General features: G+C 57.9%; 23 protein-coding genes and 1 pseudogene. 12 read left to right on the top strand and 12 right to left on the bottom strand.

Features of this window, described 5'->3' with window-relative positions; all coding sequences use genetic code 11:
- Positions 1 to 9 precede the first annotated feature (9 nt).
- The 4 genes from BM174_RS06900 to BM174_RS06885 all read left to right on the top strand — a co-directional run bounded on the left by BM174_RS06900 (position 10) and on the right by BM174_RS06885 (position 2,850).
- On the top strand, positions 10 to 810 hold the full coding sequence (locus tag BM174_RS06900) for an FkbM family methyltransferase (protein ID WP_245766288.1): 801 nt from the start codon (positions 10 to 12) through the stop codon (positions 808 to 810).
- A gap of 62 nt (positions 811 to 872) precedes the next feature.
- Positions 873 to 1,649, top strand: a complete 777-nt coding sequence (locus BM174_RS06895; RefSeq protein WP_093923112.1) for a succinate dehydrogenase iron-sulfur subunit — start codon at positions 873 to 875, stop codon at positions 1,647 to 1,649.
- A 60-nt stretch (positions 1,650 to 1,709) separates the two neighbouring features.
- Positions 1,710 to 1,925 (top strand): hypothetical protein, encoded by a 216-nt coding sequence (locus BM174_RS06890; protein ID WP_093923111.1) that lies wholly within the window; start codon positions 1,710 to 1,712, stop codon positions 1,923 to 1,925.
- An 82-nt stretch (positions 1,926 to 2,007) separates the two neighbouring features.
- Complete coding sequence (locus tag BM174_RS06885; RefSeq protein ID WP_093923110.1) at positions 2,008 to 2,850, top strand: urea carboxylase-associated family protein; 843 nt, start codon at positions 2,008 to 2,010, stop codon at positions 2,848 to 2,850.
- A gap of 43 nt (positions 2,851 to 2,893) precedes the next feature.
- Here the strand turns inward: BM174_RS06885 and deoD are convergent, their stop codons facing one another.
- The 3 genes from deoD to BM174_RS06870 all read right to left on the bottom strand — a co-directional run bounded on the left by deoD (position 2,894) and on the right by BM174_RS06870 (position 6,305).
- Entirely contained in the window at positions 2,894 to 3,598 is a 705-nt protein-coding gene (gene deoD, locus BM174_RS06880) for a purine-nucleoside phosphorylase (RefSeq protein WP_093923109.1), read from the bottom strand.
- Between the two features lie 283 nt (positions 3,599 to 3,881).
- Positions 3,882 to 4,232 (bottom strand): H-NS histone family protein, encoded by a 351-nt coding sequence (locus BM174_RS06875; RefSeq protein ID WP_093923108.1) that lies wholly within the window; start codon positions 4,230 to 4,232, stop codon positions 3,882 to 3,884.
- An 84-nt stretch (positions 4,233 to 4,316) separates the two neighbouring features.
- Complete coding sequence (locus BM174_RS06870; protein ID WP_093923107.1) at positions 4,317 to 6,305, bottom strand: protein meaA; 1,989 nt, start codon at positions 6,303 to 6,305, stop codon at positions 4,317 to 4,319.
- A 166-nt stretch (positions 6,306 to 6,471) separates the two neighbouring features.
- On the opposite strand from BM174_RS06870, the gene BM174_RS06865 reads away from it, so the two are divergent.
- The 7 genes and pseudogenes from BM174_RS06865 (at position 6,472) to BM174_RS06840 (ending at position 13,602) form a co-directional block, all read left to right on the top strand.
- The gene (locus BM174_RS06865) at positions 6,472 to 7,272 is read left to right on the top strand and encodes a bestrophin-like domain (RefSeq protein WP_143092430.1); all 801 of its coding nucleotides are present in this window, start codon (positions 6,472 to 6,474) and stop codon (positions 7,270 to 7,272) included.
- A 90-nt stretch (positions 7,273 to 7,362) separates the two neighbouring features.
- Positions 7,363 to 8,757: a 1-acyl-sn-glycerol-3-phosphate acyltransferase gene (locus BM174_RS06860; RefSeq protein WP_093923105.1), complete on the top strand. Its 1,395-nt coding sequence runs from the start codon at positions 7,363 to 7,365 to the stop codon at positions 8,755 to 8,757.
- Positions 8,758 to 8,870: 113 nt separating this feature from the next.
- Entirely contained in the window at positions 8,871 to 10,151 is a 1,281-nt protein-coding gene (gene ccrA, locus BM174_RS06855) for a crotonyl-CoA carboxylase/reductase (protein WP_093923104.1), read from the top strand.
- Positions 10,152 to 10,390: 239 nt separating this feature from the next.
- Positions 10,391 to 10,570: a hypothetical protein gene (locus tag BM174_RS20785; protein ID WP_177209435.1), complete on the top strand. Its 180-nt coding sequence runs from the start codon at positions 10,391 to 10,393 to the stop codon at positions 10,568 to 10,570.
- Positions 10,527 to 11,245, top strand: a pseudogene (locus BM174_RS06850) (helix-turn-helix transcriptional regulator). Before BM174_RS20785 ends, BM174_RS06850 begins: the two are co-directional and overlap by 44 nt.
- 197 nt (positions 11,246 to 11,442) lie before the next feature.
- Positions 11,443 to 12,021 carry an acyl-homoserine-lactone synthase gene (locus BM174_RS06845; protein ID WP_093923103.1) on the top strand — a complete coding sequence of 193 codons (579 nt, stop codon included), beginning with the start codon at positions 11,443 to 11,445 and terminating at the stop codon, positions 12,019 to 12,021.
- 42 nt (positions 12,022 to 12,063) lie between these two features.
- Positions 12,064 to 13,602 carry an AAA family ATPase gene (locus tag BM174_RS06840; RefSeq protein ID WP_093923102.1) on the top strand — a complete coding sequence of 513 codons (1,539 nt, stop codon included), beginning with the start codon at positions 12,064 to 12,066 and terminating at the stop codon, positions 13,600 to 13,602.
- A gap of 55 nt (positions 13,603 to 13,657) precedes the next feature.
- On the opposite strand, the gene BM174_RS06835 is transcribed toward BM174_RS06840, so the two are convergent.
- The 9 genes from BM174_RS06835 to BM174_RS06795 all read right to left on the bottom strand — a co-directional run bounded on the left by BM174_RS06835 (position 13,658) and on the right by BM174_RS06795 (position 21,972).
- The gene (locus BM174_RS06835; protein ID WP_093923101.1) at positions 13,658 to 14,425 is read right to left on the bottom strand and encodes a TIGR02186 family protein; all 768 of its coding nucleotides are present in this window, start codon (positions 14,423 to 14,425) and stop codon (positions 13,658 to 13,660) included.
- Positions 14,422 to 15,339 (bottom strand): sulfite exporter TauE/SafE family protein, encoded by a 918-nt coding sequence (locus BM174_RS06830; protein WP_093923100.1) that lies wholly within the window; start codon positions 15,337 to 15,339, stop codon positions 14,422 to 14,424. Before BM174_RS06830 ends, BM174_RS06835 begins: the two co-directional genes overlap by 4 nt.
- Before the next feature lie 111 nt (positions 15,340 to 15,450).
- Positions 15,451 to 16,419: an ABC transporter permease gene (locus BM174_RS06825; RefSeq protein WP_093923099.1), complete on the bottom strand. Its 969-nt coding sequence runs from the start codon at positions 16,417 to 16,419 to the stop codon at positions 15,451 to 15,453.
- 71 nt (positions 16,420 to 16,490) lie between these two features.
- Positions 16,491 to 17,615 carry an ABC transporter permease gene (locus tag BM174_RS06820; protein WP_093923098.1) on the bottom strand — a complete coding sequence of 375 codons (1,125 nt, stop codon included), beginning with the start codon at positions 17,613 to 17,615 and terminating at the stop codon, positions 16,491 to 16,493.
- Between the two features lies 1 nt (position 17,616).
- On the bottom strand, positions 17,617 to 19,245 hold the full coding sequence (locus tag BM174_RS06815; RefSeq protein ID WP_093923097.1) for an ABC transporter ATP-binding protein: 1,629 nt from the start codon (positions 19,243 to 19,245) through the stop codon (positions 17,617 to 17,619).
- 2 nt (positions 19,246 to 19,247) lie between these two features.
- Positions 19,248 to 20,243: a BMP family lipoprotein gene (locus BM174_RS06810; protein ID WP_093923096.1), complete on the bottom strand. Its 996-nt coding sequence runs from the start codon at positions 20,241 to 20,243 to the stop codon at positions 19,248 to 19,250.
- Positions 20,244 to 20,343: 100 nt separating this feature from the next.
- Entirely contained in the window at positions 20,344 to 20,811 is a 468-nt protein-coding gene (locus BM174_RS06805; protein ID WP_245766287.1) for a GNAT family N-acetyltransferase, read from the bottom strand.
- On the bottom strand, positions 20,808 to 21,419 hold the full coding sequence (gene tsaB, locus BM174_RS06800; protein WP_093923095.1) for a tRNA (adenosine(37)-N6)-threonylcarbamoyltransferase complex dimerization subunit type 1 TsaB: 612 nt from the start codon (positions 21,417 to 21,419) through the stop codon (positions 20,808 to 20,810). Before tsaB ends, BM174_RS06805 begins: the two co-directional genes overlap by 4 nt.
- Complete coding sequence (locus BM174_RS06795) at positions 21,412 to 21,972, bottom strand: NifU family protein (RefSeq protein ID WP_093923094.1); 561 nt, start codon at positions 21,970 to 21,972, stop codon at positions 21,412 to 21,414. The genes tsaB and BM174_RS06795 overlap by 8 nt, the downstream gene beginning before the upstream one ends.
- A gap of 241 nt (positions 21,973 to 22,213) precedes the next feature.
- Here BM174_RS06795 and BM174_RS06790 point away from each other — a divergent pair, with 241 nt between their 5' ends.
- Complete coding sequence (locus BM174_RS06790; RefSeq protein ID WP_093923093.1) at positions 22,214 to 22,585, top strand: hypothetical protein; 372 nt, start codon at positions 22,214 to 22,216, stop codon at positions 22,583 to 22,585.
- Positions 22,586 to 22,587: the final 2 nt, after the last annotated feature.

Here is a 22,587-nt window from a genome sequence, read left to right as displayed (position 1 = left end):
ATGACGTTAATGGCCCATCCCACGTTGGACCCGACAGCAGAGGCGGCGCAAATTGCCGCCCTGCGTGCCGTGTTCAAGCGTGCGGATAAGGCGATGCGCCAGACCTTGGTGCCGATCCTGCCGCCCGCCGAGGTCGAATTTGCAGGGGTGCGGATGTATGTCGATCCACGCGATAACTATACCGACCGGATGATCTGGCTCGACGGGCAACCGCCTGAAATGCAGTCGTTAATGGCGCTGGTTGACTTGATTGAGGGGCGCAATGCGCTGATCCTTGATATTGGTGCGAATTGCGGAGCCTACGCCGTGCCGCTGGGACTTGCCGCAGGGCCGGGCAGCCGCGTCGTCGCGTTTGAGCCTAATCCGATGATGATCGGGCGTTTGGGCCATAACATCCGGTTGAATGATTTGGGCAATGTGGTGCGCATCGAAGGCTGCGCGCTGGGAGTCGAAGCGGGCGAAGGCATGTTGAATTTTCGCCAGCGCAATTTCGGGCAGGCGTCATTGATGCCGGTGCGCAAGGCGGTCCGTGATGGCGGGACCTTGGTGCCGATCCGCCCGATCACCGACTTTATCGGGCAAGCGGCAAAGCATGATCTGACAGTCATCAAGATTGATGTGGAGGGGGCCGAAGTCGCGGCCCTTGCACCGCTTTTGGCGGGGGACTGGATGCCCGATGCGATGTTAATGGAAACACGGCATGCGGACGAATGGGACACCGATCTGGTCGGCCAGATCACCGCGCGCGGCTTTGCGGCAACGCTCGAAGCCGATGGAAACACGCTTTTTGTCAAAGACGACAGAAGCTGATTGAAACGCTCCGCAAGGGGCATGGACGGACTGGCGCGCTGCGCCAAGCAAGGAGACGCAAAATGGTGCAACTGACGCTCCCGAAGAATTCCCGCATGACCAGCGGCAAGACATGGCCGAAGCCTGCAGGGGATAACGTTAAGGAATTCCACATCTATCGTTGGAATCCTGATGACGGCAAAAACCCTGCGGTCGATACCTATTTTGTCGATCTGGATACCTGCGGCCCGATGATCCTCGACGCGTTGATCAAGATCAAAAACGAGATTGATCCGACGCTGACCTTCCGCCGTTCGTGCCGAGAAGGCATCTGTGGGTCTTGTGCGATGAACATCGACGGTATCAACACGCTGGCCTGTACCTATGGCATGGCAGAGGTGAAGGGTGTCGTGAAGATTTACCCGCTGCCGCACATGCCGGTCGTGAAGGATTTGATCCCCGACCTGTCGCATTTCTATGCCCAACATGCCTCGATCCAGCCGTGGCTGGAAACCGAGACGCCTGCGCCCGCAAAAGAGTGGAAGCAGTCGGTTGACGACCGTGCTAAACTTGATGGCCTGTACGAATGCATTTTGTGCGCCTGCTGTTCGACTTCCTGCCCGAGCTACTGGTGGAACGGCGATCGCTACCTCGGACCCGCAGCCCTACTGCATGCCTATCGCTGGATCGTCGACAGCCGTGATGAAGCCACCGGCGAGCGTTTGGACGAGCTTGAAGATCCGTTCAAACTTTATCGGTGCCACACCATCATGAACTGCGCCAAGACCTGCCCCAAGGGCCTGAACCCGGCCGCAGCGATTGCCAATATCAAGAAACTGATGGTCGAACGCACCATCTAACGCCGATTTGGGCCGCCCGCGGATCGGGCGGCCCGAAAACGCCCCCAAGAGGACCGGATCATGCCCATTCTGATCGCCCTCATCCTTGCATTTATCATCGTCGCCGTTGTCGCGCGCCGCAAGGCCCCGACCCGCGCCTGCCGTTGGCGCGAAGACCGTTCGGCCAGCAAAGGTGCGTTGGTCAAATACAATTGTATTACCTGTGGTGCCGAAGCTTTTCGGGCGCAGGGCCAACCGGACCGCTGCCTCTCTGGTCAGGGTGTGCCCCGGTTATAGGGGCGCATTTCGCCCTACACTAAGCCTCTTGCGTGTGGTTTGAAACTGAACCAACTTTACGGATCCAGCAAAGAGGCCGAATATGACCGAACCAACCGATGCCGCCGCGCGCCGCGCTGTCACACCCGTTATCTGCTATCCCAACGACAGCCTGCCTGCGCCCGACATGGCGCTCTATGATGCCGCGCGCGCCACGCTGACGAAGGTGGACGAGGTCGTTGTGGCGCCACGTGACGCTGGGGTTTTCTCGGTGCCCGAGGGGCATTTTTTTCGCATCACCAGTGTTGAGGGCTCGCAGGTCGGAGACTTGAATCTGTGGCACGCCGACGACCTGAATGAACGGTTCTATTCAGGGAAAACACGGGCGCTGCACGGCACTCATATCACGCGCGGCGACAGAATGTGGTCAAGCTTTCCGCATTTGCGACCGCTCGCGACCATCACCCACGACAGTCTTGCGTGGTATGGTATTGATGCATTCGGTGGCGCTGTGCACGATGTTATTGGCACCCGCTGCGATCCCTATACTCACCGTCTGCTGGCCGGAGACATGTACCACCATTGCTGCCATTCCAACCTGACCCGCGCATTGGCGGAGCATCTTAATGTCTCTACGGACGAGGCCGAGCCTTTCGTGCATGATGTTTTAAACGTTTTCATGTGCACCGGTTTCACCCGCGACACCGGACAGTACTTTATGAAGGCAAGTCCTGTCAGGCCTGGAGATTACATCGAGTTCTTCGCCGAGACCAACTTGCTTGGTGCGCTAAGCGCTTGCCCCGGCGGCGATTGCTCCACGGTTCATTCGTCAGACAAAGCTGCCTGTCATCCGCTGTTGGTTGAAGTTTTTGCGCCCAAAGCGGCTGCGCTGGAAGGGTGGTCGCCCTCCAAGCGCAACAGCTATGATAGATCGCACGGGGCGTAACGCAGGCATCATTCACAGGCTTTGCGGCGAACTGAGGCCGTTTTTAGGAGAAAGCGGCCTGCAAGGCGATCTCAACCATATCGCCAAATGTCTTTTCACGGTCCGCCGCAGGTAGCGCTTCTCCGGTTTGCAAATGGTCCGAAACCGTCAGCACGGCCAAAGCGCGGCGCTTGTGGCGGGCGGCGAGTGTATAAAGCTCCGCCGCTTCCATTTCGACGCCTAGAATTCCGTGACGGACCATTTGCTCATCAAGGTCGGGCCGTTCGGCATAAAACACATCCGACGAATATATACCGCCGACATGGGTGCGCGTGCCCTTAGCCTCCGCAGCCTTGACGGCTGCAATTAATAGAGACCAGTCCGCACAGGGAGCGTAGTTGAATTCGCGGAAAATACCTGAAGAAGGCGAGGTGATCGTGCTCGCTGTCATTGCAATAATCACGTCGCGTATATTCACGTGGGGCTGCATGCCGCCACAAGAGCCGATGCGGATTAGAGTTTGCGCATTGTATTCGGCCATCAGCTCATTGGCATAAATCGACAGGGACGGCATGCCCATTCCCGAGCCTTGAATAGTCACTCGGTGGCCCTGCCACGTGCCGGTAAATCCCAGCATCCCACGGACTTCATTGACAAGTTTTGCATCTTTAAGAAATGTTTCTGCCGCCCATTTCGCGCGATACGGGTCGCCAGGCATTAGAACGGTTTCAGCAATATCACCAGGCTTGGCGCCGATATGAACGGTCATTTGATTTCTCCTGACTGCGGGTGGGGTCAATTTGCCTGCCCTGCAACCGGGAGGCAAGAGGCAACCGGCAGTTCAGAATTTGCCGAAAATTAATTTGCACCTTGCTAAATTGACCTCTTAAACTTCCATTTATGCTCGAATGGGTTGCTATCTGCGCACCTAGAGGTTGTTAAATTAAAACGGGGCCTGCTATCACAGGCCCCGTTCCAAATATTATTGATGAAGATTTTTTTACCCGATTCTATATTGGTTCGCATCGGGATAATAAACTTCACAAGCTAAGTTAGATGCGCATATCGTCCGGTGATTTACCGTTCTCGATCTCGCTTCGATACCAGTTGGGCTGGCGCCCTTTTCCTGTCCAAGTTTGAGAGGCATCTGACGGATTGGCGAACTGAGGTTTTGATGCAGCTTTAGGCTTTGAGGATTTTGCCTTAGTTTTCTTAGGCTTGACCTGTGGCTTCTCGTCGTCGGAGATATCCGAGAGCGAAAAGCCCCATTCCGCTGCAGCTTTCTGCGCAGCCTTGCGCGCCTCTTTTCGGTCACGTGCCTGTGTCGACGCCAATGTCTTCTTCACATCGGATAAAAGCTTTTCAAGCTCTTTGCTGTTCATCGATTTAAGGTCTATTTCCATTAGATTACCCGTCATTACTAATTGCTATTACCCGAATGTACCGCACGGTCATTAACATGGCATCAACAAATTTGTGTCAGCCTTCTACTGGGCGGCGATTGTTTCGGGGTCCACGAGGGTAATAATGTCCGACATGATGGTGTTCAGTTCGAAATCTTTGGGAGTATAAACCCGTGCTACTCCCATTTCCCGGAGACGGGCTGCGTCGGCCTCGGGGATGATCCCGCCGACAATAACGGGGATATGGCCCAATCCCGCCAAGCGCATTTGGTCCATCAGGTCTTTGACTAATGGAATGTGCGATCCAGATAGAATTGAAAGGCCAACAACGTCGGTGGTTTCAATCTTTGCAGCGGCCACAATCTCGGAAGGGGTGAGGCGAATTCCCTCGTAGGCGATATCTATTCCGCAATCGCGCGCCCGGACCGCGATCTGTTCCGCGCCATTGGAGTGACCGTCGAGGCCGGGTTTGCCGACCAAGAACCTCATCCGGTGCCCCAGCCGGTCGCTCACGGCATCTACGGCGGCACGCAGGTCGTCCAACCCTTCGGTTTTGTTGGACTGGCCTGACGCTACGCCTGTCGGGCCGCGGTATTCGCCGTGTACCGCGCGCATCTGTGCGGCCCATTCGCCAGTTGTCACACCCGCTTTGGCAGCTGCGATTGATGCGGGCATCACATTGCGCCCTTCGGCAGCTGCGGCGCGTAATTCTGTCAATGCCTTCTCTACTGCTGCGGCATCGCGTTCAGCGCGCCAGTCATCAAGCCGCGTGATTTGTTGCGCCTCTACAGCAGGGTCCACGACCATGATGCCGCCGTCACCGGTCATGAGCGGCGATGGTTCGCCCTGTTGCCAGCGGTTCACTCCGACCACGACCGTCTCGCCGGATTCTATCCGGCCCAATCGTTCTGCATTCGACTCGACCAACCGGCCTTTCATATAATCAATCGCAGAGATTGCGCCGCCCATATTGTCCAAATTGGCCAGTTCTGCCCGCGCGCCATCTTTAAGCAACTCGACCTTCGCATCGACTGCCGGATTGCCCTCGAACAGATCGTCAAATTCCAGCAGGTCCGTTTCATAGGCGAGAATCTGTTGCATCCGCATTGACCACTGCTGGTCCCACGGGCGCGGCAGGCCCAAGGCTTCGTTCCACGCTGGTAACTGCACAGCACGGGCACGGGCCTTTTTCGAAAGCGTCACGGCCAGCATTTCAATCAAAATACGGTAAACGTTGTTCTCGGGTTGCTGTTCGGTCAGACCCAGAGAATTGACCTGCACGCCATAGCGAAAGCGACGATATTTTGGATCGGATACGCCATAGCGCTTTTCGCAAATCTCGTCCCAGAGGTCGACGAAGGCACGCATTTTGCACATCTCGGTAACGAACCGGATGCCGGCATTTACGAAGAACGAGATACGCCCGACCAATGCCGGAAAATCCGCGTCAGGCACCCTTGGTTTCAGCGCGTCCAATACGGCGGTGGCGGTGGCGAGCGCAAAGGCAAGTTCCTGCTCGGGCGTCGCGCCCGCCTCTTGCAGGTGATAGGAACACACGTTCATTGGGTTCCATTTGGGCACGTGAGTATAGCAGTATTCGGCCACGTCCGCGATCATCCGGAGCGATGGAGCAGGCGGGCAGATATAAGTGCCGCGGCTGAGGTATTCCTTGATCAAGTCGTTTTGGACTGTGCCTTGCAGCTCCGATATATCTGCGCCCTGTTCCTCGGCCACCGCGATATACAGTGCCAGCAACCAAGGCGCGGTGGCGTTGATCGTCATGGAAGTGTTCATCTGTTCTAGCGGGATATCCTTGAATAGCGCGCGCATGTCGCCCAGATGCCCTACAGGCACGCCGACTTTGCCGACCTCGCCCCGTGACAGGATATGATCACTGTCATAGCCGGTTTGCGTCGGCAGATCGAAGGCCACCGAGAGGCCGGTTTGCCCCTTCGCCAAATTCGCGCGGTAAAGCGCGTTGGAGGCCTCAGCGGTCGAATGTCCCGCATAGGTGCGGATCAACCAAGGGCGGTCTGTGGCTGGCTTGCTGTGGTCTTTTGACGGCTGCGACATGGGAACACCCTTGTTATTGGTTGCGTAATATTCTTGCGTTAGTGGGTTGATACGTGAAATTTTAGTCAACTGTCAATTCGCTGCATTGCGGCATATCGTGGCGTTATATTTGACCTGTCAGCAATGCATGGCTAGGCACAGTTGGATAGAAACCGTGGCGTAGCCGATGAAAAGTGGTGACCTGATGTACGATATCCCGACCCCGATTATTGCAATCGTACTTCTGCTGGCGATGCTTCTTGCCATGTGGCTTGGCTACCGTGCGGGCACAGGTCGGCAATCGCGCGAGACCGAACAAACCCGTTCGCAAACTACCGCAGTTCAGGGGTCGTTACTCGGGCTTCTGGCCCTGCTGCTTGGTTTTACCTTTTCGCTGGCGCTCGCGCGGCATGATGCACGCTCGGCTTCGGTAGTGAGTGAGGCGAATGCAATTGGAACAGCGTGGTTGCGCACCGATTTCCTGCCAGCACAGGATCAAGTGGCTGCGAAAGCAGACTTGCGCCGGTATCTGCGGTTGCGGGTCGAAGCTGGCGAAGTCTCCGCCGACAAGGTCCAGCGCCGTGCCCGTTTAACCCAAAATGCCGAAGCCGCTTTTGACAAAGTCTGGGCCTTGGCTTCGGCGCGGGTTCAAGATCCCGGTGGTCCGGCCAACGTGTCATTTGCGACCTCGCTGAATGACATGATTGATGCCCTAGCGTCGCGTAACGCAGCGCTCGACCGCCATGTGCCGGAGATCGTGCTGTACATGCTCTTCGTCACCTTTGTCCTCTCAGGGGCGATGCTGGGGTTCTCGTCCGGGACCAATGGCTCCAAACCTGCGACGCCAGTCTATCTTATGTTGACGCTGATCGTGTTACTGGTGTTCCTGATCGTTGACCTTGACCGACCGCGGCGCGGCATTATTGAGGTCGATCAAAGCGCGATGCGGGCATTACTCAATACGGTGAAGTTACCGAACGGGAGCTAACGCCGTTGCGCGGGACGCGTAGCAGAGGCGGGTCAATCGCCGAGCTTGCGCAGGATTTACCGCGCGGCGGAATGCTGTCACTGTCGGCGTATGACGCAAACTGTGCAAATGCCGCTCTGGCTGTTTATCCTGATCGTGCTTTTTGCCGCAGTCACGGCGTTAAGCCACTTTCTGCTGCCGTCGGTGCGGTGGTTTTTCCGACGACGGTTGGAGAAAGCAGTAGCGCGGCTTAATACCCGTTTGACCCGCCCGATTGAGCCTTTCAAGCTGGCGCGGCGCCACGACATGATCCAGCGGCTGATCTATGATCCGGAGGTCACCCGCGAGATCGTGAATTACGCCCGCGAGCATGATGTGCCCGAGAATGTCGGTTTCCAAAAAGCCCGCGAGTATGCCCGAGAGATCGTCCCGAGCTTTTCGGCCTTTGCCTATTTCAGTTTCGGCATCCGCGTCGCCAAACTGTTGGGCAATGCAGTTTACCGCATCAAAACTGCTGATACCAATGACGCGACCTTTGCCGCGATCCCCAAGGATGCCACTGTCGTGTTTATTATGAACCACAGGTCCAACATGGATTATGTGCTGGTGACCTATCTCGCCGCGCGGTCTTCCGCGCTCAGCTATGCAGTGGGGGAGTGGGCGCGGGTTTGGCCGCTGAGCCGGTTGATCAAATCAATGGGGGCGTATTTCATCCGGCGGCGGTCGCGCGGTGCGCTGTATCGTAAGGTTCTGTCGCGCTATGTGCAGCTGGCAACCGCAGGCGGCGTCACCCAAGCGATCTATCCCGAAGGCGGGCTGAGCTTGAACGGGCGGTTGCAGCCGCCCAAGATGGGACTTCTGGCCTATGTTGTCGAAGGGTTTGACCCCACCGCCGAGCGGGATGTGGTGTTTGTCCCTGTGGCAATTAACTATGATCGAGTTCTGGAAGATCGCGTGCTTATTGCCGCCGACGCGCGTGGCGATCGCCGGTTCGGGGCACGGATCAGTGTCGTTGTCGGATTCATTCTCCGCAAATTCTGGCAGCGGGCGCGGGGCAAAGATACGCGGTTTGGCACGGCAGCGGTGGCCTTCGGGGCGCCTTTGTCTTTGCGCGACGCAGGGCCAGACGTCCAAATCGAAGACCTTTCGGCGCAGTTGATGAAGCGGATCGAGGCGGCAATGCCCGTGCCAGCTGTGCCATTGGTGGCGCATCTGTTGTTGCAGAGTGAGGCGGTCGGCAAAGACGCACTGGTAGCGCAATCCAGAGCGCTGGTCGCAAAGTTGCCTGCCGATAATATCGTTCCGACGCTGGCAGAGCTTGCCGAGGCCGTGCAGGAGGCCGCCGCAGGGTTAGCGGCGCGGGGGATCATTCGCGAGACCGATGTGGGTTGGGAGCTAGTCCCTGAGCAAAGGGCGGTACTGCAGTTCTATGCAAATTCTATCTCGCATTTTTCAACGTTGAATGCTGCGGCAGCGAAGGCCGATGCTGCGACTGCAGGGTCATAAAATTACAATAACGCACCGTCAGATGTTGCATTATTGCGCGTTACCTCATATTCCATCCTGCATACGCTGCGATTCTGCATTGCGGCACGAAAGTCTGAAGGCAGGAGGCCCCTATGGCACTTGATACCACCATTGCGCAGTATGATGCGCCGGAAAAAGACCTTTACGAAGTGGGCGAGATGCCCCCGATGGGCCATGTGCCAAAACAGATGTACGCATGGGCGATCCGCCGCGAACGCCACGGCGAGCCGGATAAAGCAATGCTCGAAGAAGTCGTCGACGTCCCGCAACTCGATAGCCAGGACGTGCTTGTCCTCGTGATGGCTGCAGGCGTTAACTATAACGGCGTCTGGGCTTCGCTCGGTCAGCCGATCAGCCCGTTCGACGGCCACAAGCAGCCTTATCACATCGCGGGCTCGGATGCCTCGGGCATCGTTTGGGCGGTAGGTGACAAGGTGAAGCGCTGGAAGGTCGGCGACGAGGTGGTGATTCACTGCAATCAGGACGATGGCGACGACGAGGAATGTAACGGCGGCGATCCGATGTATTCGTCGAGCCAACGAATCTGGGGCTACGAGACGCCCGATGGGTCCTTCAGCCAGTTCACTCGCGTGCAGAGCCAGCAGTTGATGCCACGCCCCAAGCACCTGACGTGGGAAGAAAGTGCGTGCTATACGCTGACGCTCGCCACCGCATATCGCATGCTGTTTGGCCATGAGCCGCATGACCTCAAGCCCGGACAGAACGTGCTGGTTTGGGGCGCGTCGGGTGGTCTGGGGTCCTATGCGATCCAGTTGATCAACACCGCAGGCGCGAATGCCATCGGGGTTATCAGTGACGAAAGCAAGCGCCAGTTTGTGCTCGATCTGGGCGCGAAGGGTGTGCTCAACCGCAAGGATTTCAATTGCTGGGGGCAACTCCCCACAGTGAACACGCCGGAATACAAAACGTGGTTCGACGAGACCCGTAAGTTCGGCAAAGCGATCTGGGATATCACCGGCAAGGGTGTCAACGTCGACATGGTGTTCGAGCACCCCGGCGAGGCGACATTCCCTGTGTCTACTTTCGTCGTGAAAAAGGGCGGCATGGTGGTGATCTGTGCCGGTACCAGCGGCTTTAACTTAACCTTTGACGTACGGTATATGTGGATGCACCAGAAACGTTTGCAGGGCTCGCATTTTGCCCACCTCAAACAAGCATCAGCGGCAAATAAATTGATGCTGGAGCGGCGTTTGGACCCCTGCATGTCCGAGGTCTTTACTTGGGCTGATCTGCCTCAGGCACACGTGAAAATGCGCCGCAACGAACACAAGCCGGGCAATATGTCAGTGCTGGTGCAGGCCCCGACCACGGGCCTGAGAACACTCGAAGATGCACTGGATGCACGGCGGTAACTACCGTTAACTTTTTGTTTGTTTTGACCATGGAACAATGCCCGCGAATCACCAGTTGGTTCGCGGGTTTTTTTTGTGGAAAACGGGCAAGTTCTTAACCAGTCACTTAAAGGATCACGACCCCGCTATTTCGGGGGAGCGGTAATACGCGAATATCGGAAAAAATAATTCGCGTTATACTTGTGTTATATGAAAATTAACCAATTAGGGGAGAGTTTGGTATGCGAAATGACTGGATTATGGATGTTCTGGCCGATCTGAGGGTTTTCGCGGTATCAAATGATCTTCCCAAGCTCGCTGAGCAATTGGACGATACCGCAATAATTGCCCTGACCGAGATCGCTGCCGCAGAGAAAAGGAAAGCGGGCGATACGTATGGGTATACAGCCGAAAAAGGAATTAATTCTGGAGTCGCTTGAGCGGGCCGATACGCTTGACGCAATGCAGACCGCGAGTGTCGCGCTGCGGGATTGTTTTGCTATCGCCCACATTGCCTATCACTGGGTGGACTCGGCCGGCGAGCAGTTCGGTTGTGGCACGTATTCGCAGGAATGGCAGCAGCGCTATGTGGAGCAGAATTACTTACGGGTCGATCCGGTGGTTATCGGGTGCTACCAGCGCTTCCATCCGGTCGAGTGGAAACGCCTGGATTGGTCAGGCAAAGGCGCTCGGGAATTTCGTCAGGAAAGCGAAAAATATGGATTGGGCAATCAAGGGTATTCCGTACCAGTGCGGGGCCCAATGGGCAATTCGCGCTATTCTCGGTTAATCACTCCTGCGACGATGCCACTTGGGCCGAGTTTACCGAAACCCACCGGCGGACGCTGATCCTTGTTGCCCATTATTTCAATGAAAAGGCGCTGGCACTGGAACCGGATCGCGCCCCGGGCCAATCGCGTGCACTGAGCCCGCGAGAGATAGACGCCATGACGTTGATTGCTGTTGGTTACAGCCGTGCACAGGTCGCAGATACGCTTTCAATCTCCGAACATACTTTGCGGGTCTATATCGAAAGTGCGCGGTACAAACTGGGCGCGTTGAATACCACTCATGCCGTTGCGCGGGCGCTGAGCCGTGGGATGATCGTCGTGTAACCGGGGGGCTCGTCACCGTTAAAAAAGCTGCACCGCTCTGGTGTTGCCTGATTGGGGGTGGAGCGTGCGTTGTGGTCCGGAAGCATTAAGTCGCAATGATGTAGCTCTGTCAGCCTTCCATATTGGCATGAGGGCACACAATGTTATGATATCTTTACGGCTCCGAACTATGCTCCTTTCCAAAGTTGGCGCGCGGCATGTTTCGTGATCGCGCCGACCAGTTCAAGACAAGGCTGGGGTGGGAGGTCGAGGTCGATGCGCGGGGCGAGGAGCGAGACCGCTATGATGCGCTTGACCCGCTCTATGTGATTTGGGAACAGCCGGATGGCTCCCATGGCGGCTCCATGAGATTCTTGCCGACGACGGGGCCGGTGATGGTTAATGACCATTTTGCCGATTTACTCACGGGCCCAGTGCGCAGCCCGCTGATCTGGGAGTGCACAAGATTCTGCCTGTCTCGAAATGCAGGTGGCTCGGTCGCGGCTGCGTTGATGTTAGGCGGTGCCGAGATCATGCAAGGTTTCGCCATTGAACATTTCGTCGGAGTTTTTGATGCCCGCATGGTCCGTATCTACCGGATGATCGGGGCATCACCAGAGGTTCTGGGCAGCAAAGGGGACGGCCCCGCGCGGATCAGCGTTGGGTTGTGGCAGTTTGAAGAGACGATGCAGCAGAAAATCGCTGCGCGGGCAGGGGTCTCGTTGCCACAGTCGCGGTTCTGGTTTGATCAGGCGTTCGGATGCTCAGCACCGCGGCAATGGTCAAAAACCGGTTGAACCTATCTGGCCCCCCGACCGGCGCTCGCGTAGTGTCACCGGATGAGTTTGCCAACTGTTACATATTCGCAAGACCAAGCCGCCGCATTTGATGATGTGGCGGCAATGCTGCGCCATGCGGGCGTCGATTTGGAGGACAGTCTATTGATGCCGCCAGCCGGTGGCGCAAATCAGGTCATGGCTGTCACAGGCAAAGCCGGATCTGGCAAAACGCTGTTGTTGGCCGAGCTTTATAAAGCGATGCAAGCGGTCGGTGTCGAGATCGTCTCGGGCGATTATGAAAGCCGCAAGCGCAAAGACAAGCGCACCTTGGCCATTCTCGCGCCGACCAATAAGGCTGCGAGTGTGTTGCGGCTGCGCGGGGTGCCGGCCACGACGATCCACCGTATATTGTACACGCCGGTTTATGATCCGGAATACGAACGTATGGCCGAGTGGCTGGCGGGATCGGGTGAACGGCCTGTCGTCGAGGGGATGACCGAAATCGCTCTGGATCGCGCGGCCGCGTTCTATGCGAATAATAAATCCATTCCCGGTGCCCTTGCGGCGGCGGGCTTGCGGGGCAGCGATTTCATCACGGGGTGGAAGCGTCGCGAAGAGCCATTGGATATCGGGTTTGTCGATGAATCCTCCATGTTGGATGACAAGCAGTTCGAAGATCTGAAGGAAATCTTTCCAACGCTTTTGCTGTTTGGCGATCCGGCCCAGTTGGCGCCCGTGAAGCAATCAGGAACGATGGTATTCGAAAAGCTGCCCGAAAAGCGGGTTTTGACGCTGAGCCGTATTCACCGTCAGGATGCTGGCAACCCGATCCTGGATCTTGCCCACACGCTTGCCGATCCCGAGCTGACTTTCGAGGCCTTCGAGCGGATGATCGAGCAGGCCGCAGCACGGGATGATCGCGTGGTATGGGGCCAAAGGGTCGAGGTTGATCTGATGGCACGCTCGCCAGTTTTGGTGTGGCGCAACGCGACGCGGATCCGGCTGATCAATGCATTTCGCGCGGTGCACGGCGCCCCGGAAGATGCGCTTTTGCAGGGCGAGCCCTTGATATGTGACGGGCTGGAGCTGCCGCTTAAACATCGTAAAAAGCGGCTTGATCTGGAGGCGCGAGGCCTGATCAAAGGTGCGCAGGTCATCTATCTGGGCGAAGGGCGCAAGCCCGGGTTTAGTCGCCTGCATGTGATGGGAGCCGAAGATCCGCAGATCAGCGCGGCGAGCATCGTAAAGATTGAAAAGCCAGACGAAGAAGAGCCGTTTATCCCCTTCGCCGCGCGCATGGGGGCTACCTTTCTGCACGGGGCTGCTGTGACCATCCACAAGGCGCAAGGCAGTCAGTGGGAAACTGTTCAGGTCTTTGCGCCCGATCTCGCTATCGCAGCGCGGATGGGACGCAGTGAGGCAGGACAGCCGCTGTGGAAGCGGCTTGCCTATGTGGCGATCACGCGCGCGCAGGAGCGGCTAATTTGGGTTGTGCGCAATCGTCTTTCAAAGCCGTCCGGACCGTTGGAAATTGATGACCTTAGGGCGGCACCCGCCGCGCTGCTGAAGCTGGATGCGCCTGTCGATGCGCTAGACTAGGGTGACGACGCTGGCCGAAGTTTGCGCTGGCTAATGGGGCAGAAACGCGAAGTTCTTAGCGTCGCAGCAGTGCGAACGCGGCTGAGGCGCCCCATCCCGCCGCGATCGCGATGACCAATGACAAAAGACCGTAAAGAAACGCATTTTCCCGCGACAGGTTGAATAGCCAGCGTTCCATCCCAACTTTGCGCACGTCGATCACAGTCTGGTATTGCGACACGACGGTGCCGCCGCGGGTCAGGAAGATCCGGGTGATGTAATCGCCTTCGGTCAGGGCTGCGGGCAGGGCAATTGCGGCGCGAAATAGAGTTTGCTGGTCAACTTTCACGCCATCCTCGATCACCTGATACAGGTTGGCGCGGCTTCGGATGCGGATCAGTGCCTCGGTGAACGCTGTGGAGTCCTTGATCGTCATTGGCGCGCCGACCGATCTGATAGCGCGCGGGATCGAGATTTTGTGGCGTAGGTCTTCGATCCGTTTCAGCACATGATCGAGCGGGCCGCTGGTCACCACCGCATAAAAGCTTGGGGCGCGATCGACCTCAACGGCCTCGGTGTTGATCCAGATGCCAAAACGCTTGTGCTTGCGCCAGACGTTGATGGGCAGCGAGGGGCCAGAGACTGTCATGACCACTTCGAGCGGGGCGCCTTGGGGCACCGGCGTTTCGCGTTTAACCGCACCGTAGATCAGGATCTCGGACCCGTTGAAATTGGTGCTGATCGACACTTCGGCTTGGCTGAGCCCCAATACAATTTCTTCTTCCGCATTGGCAGAAACAGCAAGGCCGACAGCAAGCAGCAGGCCAACGACCAGCCGCCTCATTTTATCACCACAGGGCTGAGGGAGAAAAGCTCATCGGGCTGGAGCAGCAGGTCAAGCGCGAGGTTGCCGCAGACCAAAAGCACGAGAAACGCGAGCAGAATTCGCAACTGCTCGGCCTTCATCCGCATACCGATTTGCGTGCCCACCTGCGCACCGATCACACCGCCAACCAGAAGCAAGACCGCGAGCACGATATCGACCGTGTAGTTCGTCGTCGCGTGCAACATCGTGGTGAAGGCTGTGACGAATATGATCTGAAACAGCGAGGTGCCCACCACTACTTTCGTGGGCATGCCAAGCAGATAGATCATTGCGGGGACCATGATGAACCCGCCGCCAACGCCCATGATTGCCGCCAGAATACCAACGAGAACCCCCACCATCAGCGGCGGGATCACAGAGATATAAAGCCCGGAAACCCGAAACCGTACCTTGAATGGCAATCCGTGAATCCAGTTGTGCTTCTTGCGCAGTGTCGCGCGCCCGCCCTTGCGGGTTCGGCGGATTGCGTTCAGCGACTCGATAAACATCAAGCCGCCAATCACACCCAGAAAGATAACGTAGCAAAGCTTCACCAGCAGATCGACTTGGCCAAGTGCGCGCAGCATGTTGAAGACGATCACCCCGAGGCCGGAGCCGATCAAGCCACCGATGAGCAGCACCCAACCCATGCGAAAATCGACAGTGCGCCGTTTCAAATGCGCCAGCAGAGCGGAGAATGACGATGCAACAATCTGGTTGGTGGAGGTGGCCACGGCGACCGCAGGAGGAATACCGACAAAGAACAACAACGGGGTGATCAGAAAACCCCCACCCACACCAAACATACCGGACAGAATGCCGACAAGCCCACCTAACCCCAGAATGAGGTAGGCATTCACTGAAATCTCAGCAATGGGCAGGTAGATTTGCATAACACTCCTGTTAGGCAGGTCCGATTACGAAATCAACTCTGCTTGCTGCTTTGCAGCAAACAGAGGCCGTTATTCACCCAGGTTTCAGCGCTAAGGCGCGCGGATAATGGCTTAGCGTTCCTTGACGTAGGGCTCGCCGCCCGCGCGTGGCGGGATGGCTTTGCCGACAAAACCGGCAAGGATCACAACTGTCATCAGGTATGGAAGCGCTCCCAAAAGCTGGCCCTGAACCTTAAAACCGATCACGTTTTCTATGACGTCGGGCCGTGTTTCCAACGCGCCAAAAAGGCCGAATAGCAGCGTCGCCCAAAGCGCGTACCAAGGCCGCCATTTGGCAAAAATCAGGGCAGCCAGCGCAATAAATCCGCGCCCAGCAGACATGTCTTTGACAAATCCCGCCTGCAAAGCCGTGGAGAGATAAGCGCCTGCGATCCCGCAAAGCACGCCGCAGATGGCCACGGCAGCGTAGCGTAGCCCGACGACCGAGACGCCTGCCGTATCCACAGCCGCCGGATTTTCGCCAACGGCCCTCAAGCGCAGGCCAAACCGCGTCCGATAGAGCAGCCACCACGTGAGCGGCACAGCAGCGAAGGCCATGTAAACCAAGATCGAATGGCCGGAAATCAGCTCAGCGTAGAGCGGGCCGATAACCGGCACATCGGCGATCGCATCAGCGCCGGGCAGGGTGATGCCCTCAAACCGCGCGCCGCCCATCAACGACGGCGTGCGCCCGCCTTGGCTGAACCAATCCTGCGCGATCAGCACTGTCAGCCCCGCTGCGAGAAAGTTGATTGCGACGCCGGAAATCAATTGGTTGCCGCGGAAAGTGATCGAGGCGACACCGTGCAGCGCGGCCAGCGACATTGATGCGGCGATACCCGCCAAAAGGCCGATCCAGACTGAACCTGTCAGCGATGCGACGGCGGCCGAGAAAAACGCAGCGGCCAGCATTTTGCCCTCAAGGCCGATGTCAAAAATACCGGCACGTTCACTGAACAACCCGGCCAGACAGGCCAAAAGCAGTGGCGTGGCCAGACGAACTGTAGAATCAAGCAGCTGGATCAGTGTCATATAATCCATCTGTCAGACCCCGCCCGTTTCAGAGAATGTAGTGGTGCAAGGTGGATTTCGACGGGGCAAGGTGAGTGTGCTCATTCCGCAGGCTCCACCGGTTTGCGCTCAGGCTTGGGCGGGGTTCGAACCATGAGGAAAAACCGCTCCAGCGGCATCCGCACCATATTATCCAACGCACCGGTAAACAGGATTACCAAAGCCTGAATGACCACGATCAGCTCGCGGGGGATCGACGTCCAAAGCGCGAGTTCTGCACCACCTTGATACAAGAACCCGAAGAGAATGGCAGAGAAAAACACGCCGAGCGGATGCGACCGCCCCATCAGCGCCACAGCGATGCCGATGAAGCCTGCCCCCTCGGTCGAGTTGAGCACCAGCCTTTCGGCCTCGCCCATGACATTGTTGATCGCCATCATTCCGGCCAGCGCACCGGAGATGATCATTGCAATCATGGTGATCCGCACCGGCGAAATACCCGCATATTTAGCAGCAGACTCGGAATGGCCATAAGCGCGGATTTCATAGCCAAGCCGCGTGCGCCAGATCAGTACCCAAAGGACAAAGCAGGCCGCGACAGCGACCAAAAAAGATACGTTCGCAGGCGCGGATTTCGAGAACTCGATGCCAAGGGGCGCCAGCAATTCATGTAACGTCGGCAGGTTTGTGGCTTCGGGGAAGCGCGCTGTTGCCGGATCCATCTGACCGCGCGGGCGCAACAGGTTCACCAGCACATAGTTCAGCAAAGCAGCAGCGATAAAGTTAAACATGATCGTGGTAATCACGATGTGGCTGCCGCGTTTGGCTTGCAGCCACGCGGGGATCGCGGCCCAGACAGCGCCAAAAAGCCCTGCCATCACAGCCGCACCGATCAGCGCCAGCGACCAATGCGGCCAAGGGATATAAAGACAGGCCAGCGCCACGCCAAGACCGCCCAGCATCGCCTGACCTTCGCCGCCGATATTGAACAGACGCGCGTGAAAGGCGATCGCCACCGCTAGGCCGGTGAACATAAAATTGGTCGCGTAATAGAGCGTGTAGCCCCAGCCATAGGTCGACCCCAACGCGCCGGTAACCATCATTTTGACGGCGGCCACCGGGTCTTCGCCGATCGCCAGAATTACCAGTGCCGAGAGCGCAGCCGCCAGCAAAAGCGAGATCAGCGGCACGAGGATCACCTCGGCCCATTTGGGCATCACGTCCATCTTATACCTCCTTGCTGGTGTCACCGCCGGCGTGGGCGAGATTGGCCTCGACCTCTTCGACACTGTGATCGCGGTCGGTGTCGGTGATCCCCGCCATCAACAGGCCCAATTCTTTCTCGTCGGTCTGGTCGGGCAGGCGTTCGCCCATAATTTTGCCGTCAAACATCACCGCGATGCGGTCGCTGAGAGCGAGAATCTCTTCCAGCTCGACGCTGACCAGCAAGATCGCTTTGCCCTGATCGCGCAGCGCTACGATCTGCTGGTGGATGAATTCAATGGCACCGATATCGACACCGCGGGTTGGCTGGCCGATCAGCAAAAGGTCGGGGTTGCGTTCTATTTCGCGGGCCAGCACCAGCTTTTGCTGATTGCCGCCGGAAAAGTTTTTGGCCTCAAGACGCGGGTTGGGCGGGCGCACGTCGAAACGCTCCATCTTTTCGGCGGTATCGGCGCGGATCGCGGCATTGTCCATCAGGATGCCCGACTTGTAAGCCGGATCGCGGTGGTAGCCGAAGGCGGTATTCTCCCACGCCTGATATTCCATAATCAGGCCCTCGCGCTGGCGGTCTTCGGGGACATGCGCGATGCCCCGTGCGCGGCGCGACTGACCGTCGGATTTCTTGCCGGTCAGGTCGATCAACTGGCCGTTTACCCGTACTTCGCCGGTGCCGTCCTGATATCCGCCCAAGACCTCCAGCAGTTCTGATTGCCCGTTGCCGGCGACCCCTGCGATGCCCAAAACCTCTCCGGCGCGGACGTTGAGATTGATCCCGCGCAGACGCTCGACCCCCTTGTCGTCGACGACCTTTAGGTTTTTGACATCCAGCACCACCTCGCCCGGAGTGGCGGGGGTTTTATCTACCCGTAGCAATACCTTACGGCCCACCATCAGCTCTGCCAGTTCGGCGGGCGAGGTCTCGGCTGTCTGAACAGTCGCGGTCATCTCGCCACGGCGCATGACGCTGACGGTGTCCGTGATCTCCATAATTTCGCGCAGCTTATGGGTGATCAGGATGATCGTCTTTCCTTCCGAGCGCAGCCGCCCGAGGATGCGAAACAACTGGTCGGCCTCTGCGGGGGTCAACACGCCCGTGGGTTCGTCCAGAATCAGAATATCGGCCTGCCGGTACAGCGCCTTGAGGATTTCGACACGCTGCTGCATGCCCACGCCGATGTCCTGCACCAGCGCATCGGGCTCTACATTTAGCCCGTAATCCTTGGCCAGTTCGACCAGCGATTTGCGCGCCTTGTTCAGCGAAGGGCGCAGCTTCCATCCGTCTTCGGCACCCAGAATGATATTCTCAAGCACCGTGAAATTTTCGACCAGTTTGAAGTGCTGGAACACCATCCCGATGCCCGCTGCAATCGCGGCTTGGCTGTCGGTGATGTTGGCCTTGCGTCCGGCGATGAATATCTCGCCCGCATCCGCCTTATAGAATCCGTAAAGGATCGACATCAGTGTCGATTTGCCCGCGCCGTTTTCACCGATGATCCCGTGAATCGTGCCGGGCATCACGCGGATCGAGATATCTTTATTGGCTTGAACCGGACCAAAGGCTTTGGAAATACCTTTGAGTTCAATGGCAGGGGCAGCCGTTTCCGGCTGCCCCCTCGAGTCATTTGCCGTCACGCTTAAAAGTCCAGAACAGGGCAGCTGTCGTCGGACATATAGTCGTGCACCATGAGCGAGCCATCGGCGATTTTGGCTGCGGCCGCTTCGACATTCGCTTTCATCTCGGCCGAGACCAGATCGGCGTTGTTTTCATCCATCGCAAAGCCGACGCCTTCGTTGGCAACGCCCATAACGTTAAAGCCTTTTTCCATGCCAGCACCATCGGTGAAGGCCTGATACACGGCATTATCAACGCGTTTTGTCATTGATGTCAGAACCTTACCTGGGTGCAGGTGGTTCTGGTTGCTGTCGACGCCGATGGACAAAATGCCCTCGTCAGCGGCAGTTTGCAGCACGCCTACGCCAGTGCCGCCAGCGGCAGCATAGACCACGTCAGCGCCTTGGCTGATCTGGGCTTTGGTCAATTCCGATCCCTTCACGGGGTCATTCCATGCGGCAGGGGTGGTGCCGGTCATATTGGCGATCACAGTTGCGTCTGGGTTCACCGCCTTGACGCCTTCGGCAAAGCCGCACGCGAATTTGCGGATCAGCGGGATGTCCATGCCGCCAATGAAACCGACGGTGCCGGTTTTCGAGGCTTCGGCCGCCATCATGCCAACGAGATAGGAGCCTTCATGCTCGTTGAACACAACCGAGCGCACGTTGGGCTGGTCAACAACCATGTCGATGATCGCGAAGTCGGTGTCCGGGTAGTCTGGTGCGACCTGATTAAGGATATCGCCAAAGGCAAAACCTGTCATCACGATCGGGTTGGAGCCTGCTTCGGCAAAGCGGCGCAGCGCTTGCTCACGCTGGGCTTCGGACTGAAGCTCGATCTCGCGGAAGGTGTTGCCGGTCTCATCGGCCCAACGTTTCGCGCCGTTAAAGGCCGCTTCGTTGAATGATTTGTCGAACTTACCGCCCAGATCGAAGATCAGCGCAGGCTCGGCGAGCGCGGCACCGGCGCTCAGCGCCACAGCGGCGGCGGCACCAAGAAATTTGGTCATAAGGGTCATGATATTCTCCCGTGTTTTTTAGTGCGGGTCGAGCCATTGATAGCCCTTTACCCGCGATCTTGTGATCAGATGTAATTTAGGGCGCAGCTAGGGGGAAGGGTCAACTGCTTTCTGGCGCGTAGGGGAGGGAATCTGGTGCCTTACCCTTGGTAATCGCGCGGCGCATGACCCAAGCATCCACGGCCACGCTTTCGCCGCGATGGTAATAGCCCCGCCGGACTGCCACCTTTTCAAAGCCCGCAACGTGATAGAGCGCAATCGCCCCCGTATTATCTGCGGCGACTTCCAAAAACGCGGTCTCGGCGGTGCCCTCCAGTGTAGCCAGCCATTCTTGCACCAATCGTGCGGCGATTCCTTGCCGCTGATGGGGCGGTGCCACCGCGATTGTGAGCAGCTCTGATTCCCCCGCGACCGTGCGGGTCAGCGCGAAACCCTGTGCAGCATCAAAAACCTGCACATACCGGTTGTTCAGAAGGTCGGCAAATTCGGCAGCCTGCCATGCCCGCTCGGTGACAAACGCCCTGCGGTGGATTTCGGCCAGTCTCTCCGTCAGATCTGCCGCTGTCACGGAAGGATCACGGGCGGCGCGTCGCGGGCCGGGGCCGCATCGGGGGCGCGCAAGTATAGCGGCGCGGGGCGCTCGGTGGTGTGCAGATACCGCTCTGCCGCGAGACGGGCGATGGCCTCGGCCACGGGCAGTGCTGCGGGTTGGCCGGTTTGACCGATTAGCGGGCCGTCAAATTGTGGTAGGGTCGCGGCATCGCAGAGGACCGGTGCGTTAGTTTCGGCATTCCCAAAGATCTGCAAATAAACTTGATCGTGCCGCGCATCCACGGCACAGGCGCAGGGTCCCGCTACCCCATAACGCAGCGTGTCAAAGTTAGAGACCCCGACGGCGGGCACGCCCAGTCCCAGCGCCAGCCCGCGCGCGGCAGCGACGGAAATGCGGATGCCGGTGAAATTGCCGGGCCCGATGCCGACGCCGATGGCGTCCAGATCTCCAAATGTCAGACCTGCATCGTTAATGAGTTCCTGACAGAGCACCATGAGGCGTTCAGCCTGCCCTTTTGCCATCGGCTCCAGCGCACTGGCGATGATCTTGTCGCCGGACAGCAAAGCGGCCGCGCAATGCGCGGCCGATGTGTCAAAGCCCAGAACCAGCGGCGTGTCAGGCAACCGGACGCACCTCGGTTACTTCGGGGATATAGTGGCGCAGCAGATTCTCGATGCCCATTTTCAAGGTGAGCGTGGAGGACGGGCAACCTGCGCAGGCGCCTTGCATGTGCAGATAGACAACGCCGCGCTCGAAACCGTGGAATGTGATGTCGCCGCCGTCTTGTGCCACGGCAGGGCGTACACGGCTGTCGAGCAGTTCTTTGATCTGGCTGACAATCTCGCTGTTTTCGCCTTCGTGGGCGGCATGGCCGGAGGTGGGCTGGTGATCCGCTGCCATCACGGGCTGACCGGATTGATAGTGCTCCATGATCGCGCCCAGCAGCGAGGGCTTGATATGATCCCACTCGATGTTTTCGGCTTTGGTGACGGTAACGAAATCAATGCCAAAGAACACACCAGCGACACCTTCGACTGCAAACAGGCGCTGTGCCAAGGGCGAGTCGCCAGCGGTATCGGGCGTCGGGAAATCAGCCGTGCCCATTTCCAGAACAGACTGACCGGGCAGGAATTTCAATGTTGCCGGATTGGGGGTGGATTCGGTCTGGATAAACATGACAGGTTTCCTTGAATTAGGCTTGTGATTGATATGCGGGCTCAGGCCGTGCAAGTCAAGGTTTGGAACGATTCTAAGGGCGGGAGCGCAGGCATTCTGCGGCGCATGGCAAAGCGCTGCCAACCGCGCAAAATAAGTTTAGCGGAACGACAAATCAGGCGTATATCTGCGCGCATTGGTGCATGAGTCGCCGGGCCGGAAGCCCGTCTCGACTGCGCTGCACCCTTCCTCGGAGAGCACTATGAATATCGTGTTGGGTATTGGCACTTTGGCAGTGACGGCGCTGCTGTTTGCCTATGCGTATGGCGCACACCGCAGGCCCGTTCCCTCGCGTTGGACCCGCGTTCCGGCGTTGAGCATGTTAACCTGCGTGGCATTCACCCTCATGGGGCCAGTCGGACTTGGCTTTCTTGTAACTGCTGCGCTGTCGCCCGCGCGAGAACTGGCCACAACAAGCGTCATCGGTCTGGTGATTGCGGCAGCGCTCGCTCTGATGGCGGTAATTTCTTGCCCGCTGCTGGTGCGTCCTGCCCGCAAGACGAGCGCGCGCGCAGGAGAGGTGGCGGCCGATAACGCAAATGCAGCGCCTTCGATAGCGGCTGCAGTGGCCTGATA

The organism is Sulfitobacter brevis (assembly GCF_900112755.1).
GTDB lineage: Bacteria > Pseudomonadota > Alphaproteobacteria > Rhodobacterales > Rhodobacteraceae > Sulfitobacter > Sulfitobacter brevis.
The sequence above is the reverse complement of the archived record's forward strand: the minus strand, read 5'-3'. Positions and strand labels throughout refer to the sequence as shown.

What these genes read in the sequence shown, in the direction of transcription:
- BM174_RS06900 (WP_245766288.1), top strand. Translation starts at nt 10, where the DNA reads ATGGCCCATCCCACGTTGGACCCGACAGCAGAGGCGGCGCAAATTGCC.
- BM174_RS06895 (WP_093923112.1), top strand. Translation starts at nt 873, where the DNA reads ATGGTGCAACTGACGCTCCCGAAGAATTCCCGCATGACCAGCGGCAAG.
- BM174_RS06890 (WP_093923111.1), top strand. Translation starts at nt 1,710, where the DNA reads ATGCCCATTCTGATCGCCCTCATCCTTGCATTTATCATCGTCGCCGTT.
- BM174_RS06885 (WP_093923110.1), top strand. Translation starts at nt 2,008, where the DNA reads ATGACCGAACCAACCGATGCCGCCGCGCGCCGCGCTGTCACACCCGTT.
- deoD (WP_093923109.1), bottom strand. Translation starts at nt 3,598, where the DNA reads ATGACCGTTCATATCGGCGCCAAGCCTGGTGATATTGCTGAAACCGTT.
- BM174_RS06875 (WP_093923108.1), bottom strand. Translation starts at nt 4,232, where the DNA reads ATGGAAATAGACCTTAAATCGATGAACAGCAAAGAGCTTGAAAAGCTT.
- BM174_RS06870 (WP_093923107.1), bottom strand. Translation starts at nt 6,305, where the DNA reads ATGTCGCAGCCGTCAAAAGACCACAGCAAGCCAGCCACAGACCGCCCT.
- BM174_RS06865 (WP_143092430.1), top strand. Translation starts at nt 6,472, where the DNA reads ATGAAAAGTGGTGACCTGATGTACGATATCCCGACCCCGATTATTGCA.
- BM174_RS06860 (WP_093923105.1), top strand. Translation starts at nt 7,363, where the DNA reads ATGACGCAAACTGTGCAAATGCCGCTCTGGCTGTTTATCCTGATCGTG.
- ccrA (WP_093923104.1), top strand. Translation starts at nt 8,871, where the DNA reads ATGGCACTTGATACCACCATTGCGCAGTATGATGCGCCGGAAAAAGAC.
- BM174_RS20785 (WP_177209435.1), top strand. Translation starts at nt 10,391, where the DNA reads ATGGATGTTCTGGCCGATCTGAGGGTTTTCGCGGTATCAAATGATCTT.
- BM174_RS06845 (WP_093923103.1), top strand. Translation starts at nt 11,443, where the DNA reads ATGTTTCGTGATCGCGCCGACCAGTTCAAGACAAGGCTGGGGTGGGAG.
- BM174_RS06840 (WP_093923102.1), top strand. Translation starts at nt 12,064, where the DNA reads ATGAGTTTGCCAACTGTTACATATTCGCAAGACCAAGCCGCCGCATTT.
- BM174_RS06835 (WP_093923101.1), bottom strand. Translation starts at nt 14,425, where the DNA reads ATGAGGCGGCTGGTCGTTGGCCTGCTGCTTGCTGTCGGCCTTGCTGTT.
- BM174_RS06830 (WP_093923100.1), bottom strand. Translation starts at nt 15,339, where the DNA reads ATGCAAATCTACCTGCCCATTGCTGAGATTTCAGTGAATGCCTACCTC.
- BM174_RS06825 (WP_093923099.1), bottom strand. Translation starts at nt 16,419, where the DNA reads ATGGATTATATGACACTGATCCAGCTGCTTGATTCTACAGTTCGTCTG.
- BM174_RS06820 (WP_093923098.1), bottom strand. Translation starts at nt 17,615, where the DNA reads ATGGACGTGATGCCCAAATGGGCCGAGGTGATCCTCGTGCCGCTGATC.
- BM174_RS06810 (WP_093923096.1), bottom strand. Translation starts at nt 20,243, where the DNA reads ATGACCCTTATGACCAAATTTCTTGGTGCCGCCGCCGCTGTGGCGCTG.
- BM174_RS06795 (WP_093923094.1), bottom strand. Translation starts at nt 21,972, where the DNA reads ATGTTTATCCAGACCGAATCCACCCCCAATCCGGCAACATTGAAATTC.
- BM174_RS06790 (WP_093923093.1), top strand. Translation starts at nt 22,214, where the DNA reads ATGAATATCGTGTTGGGTATTGGCACTTTGGCAGTGACGGCGCTGCTG.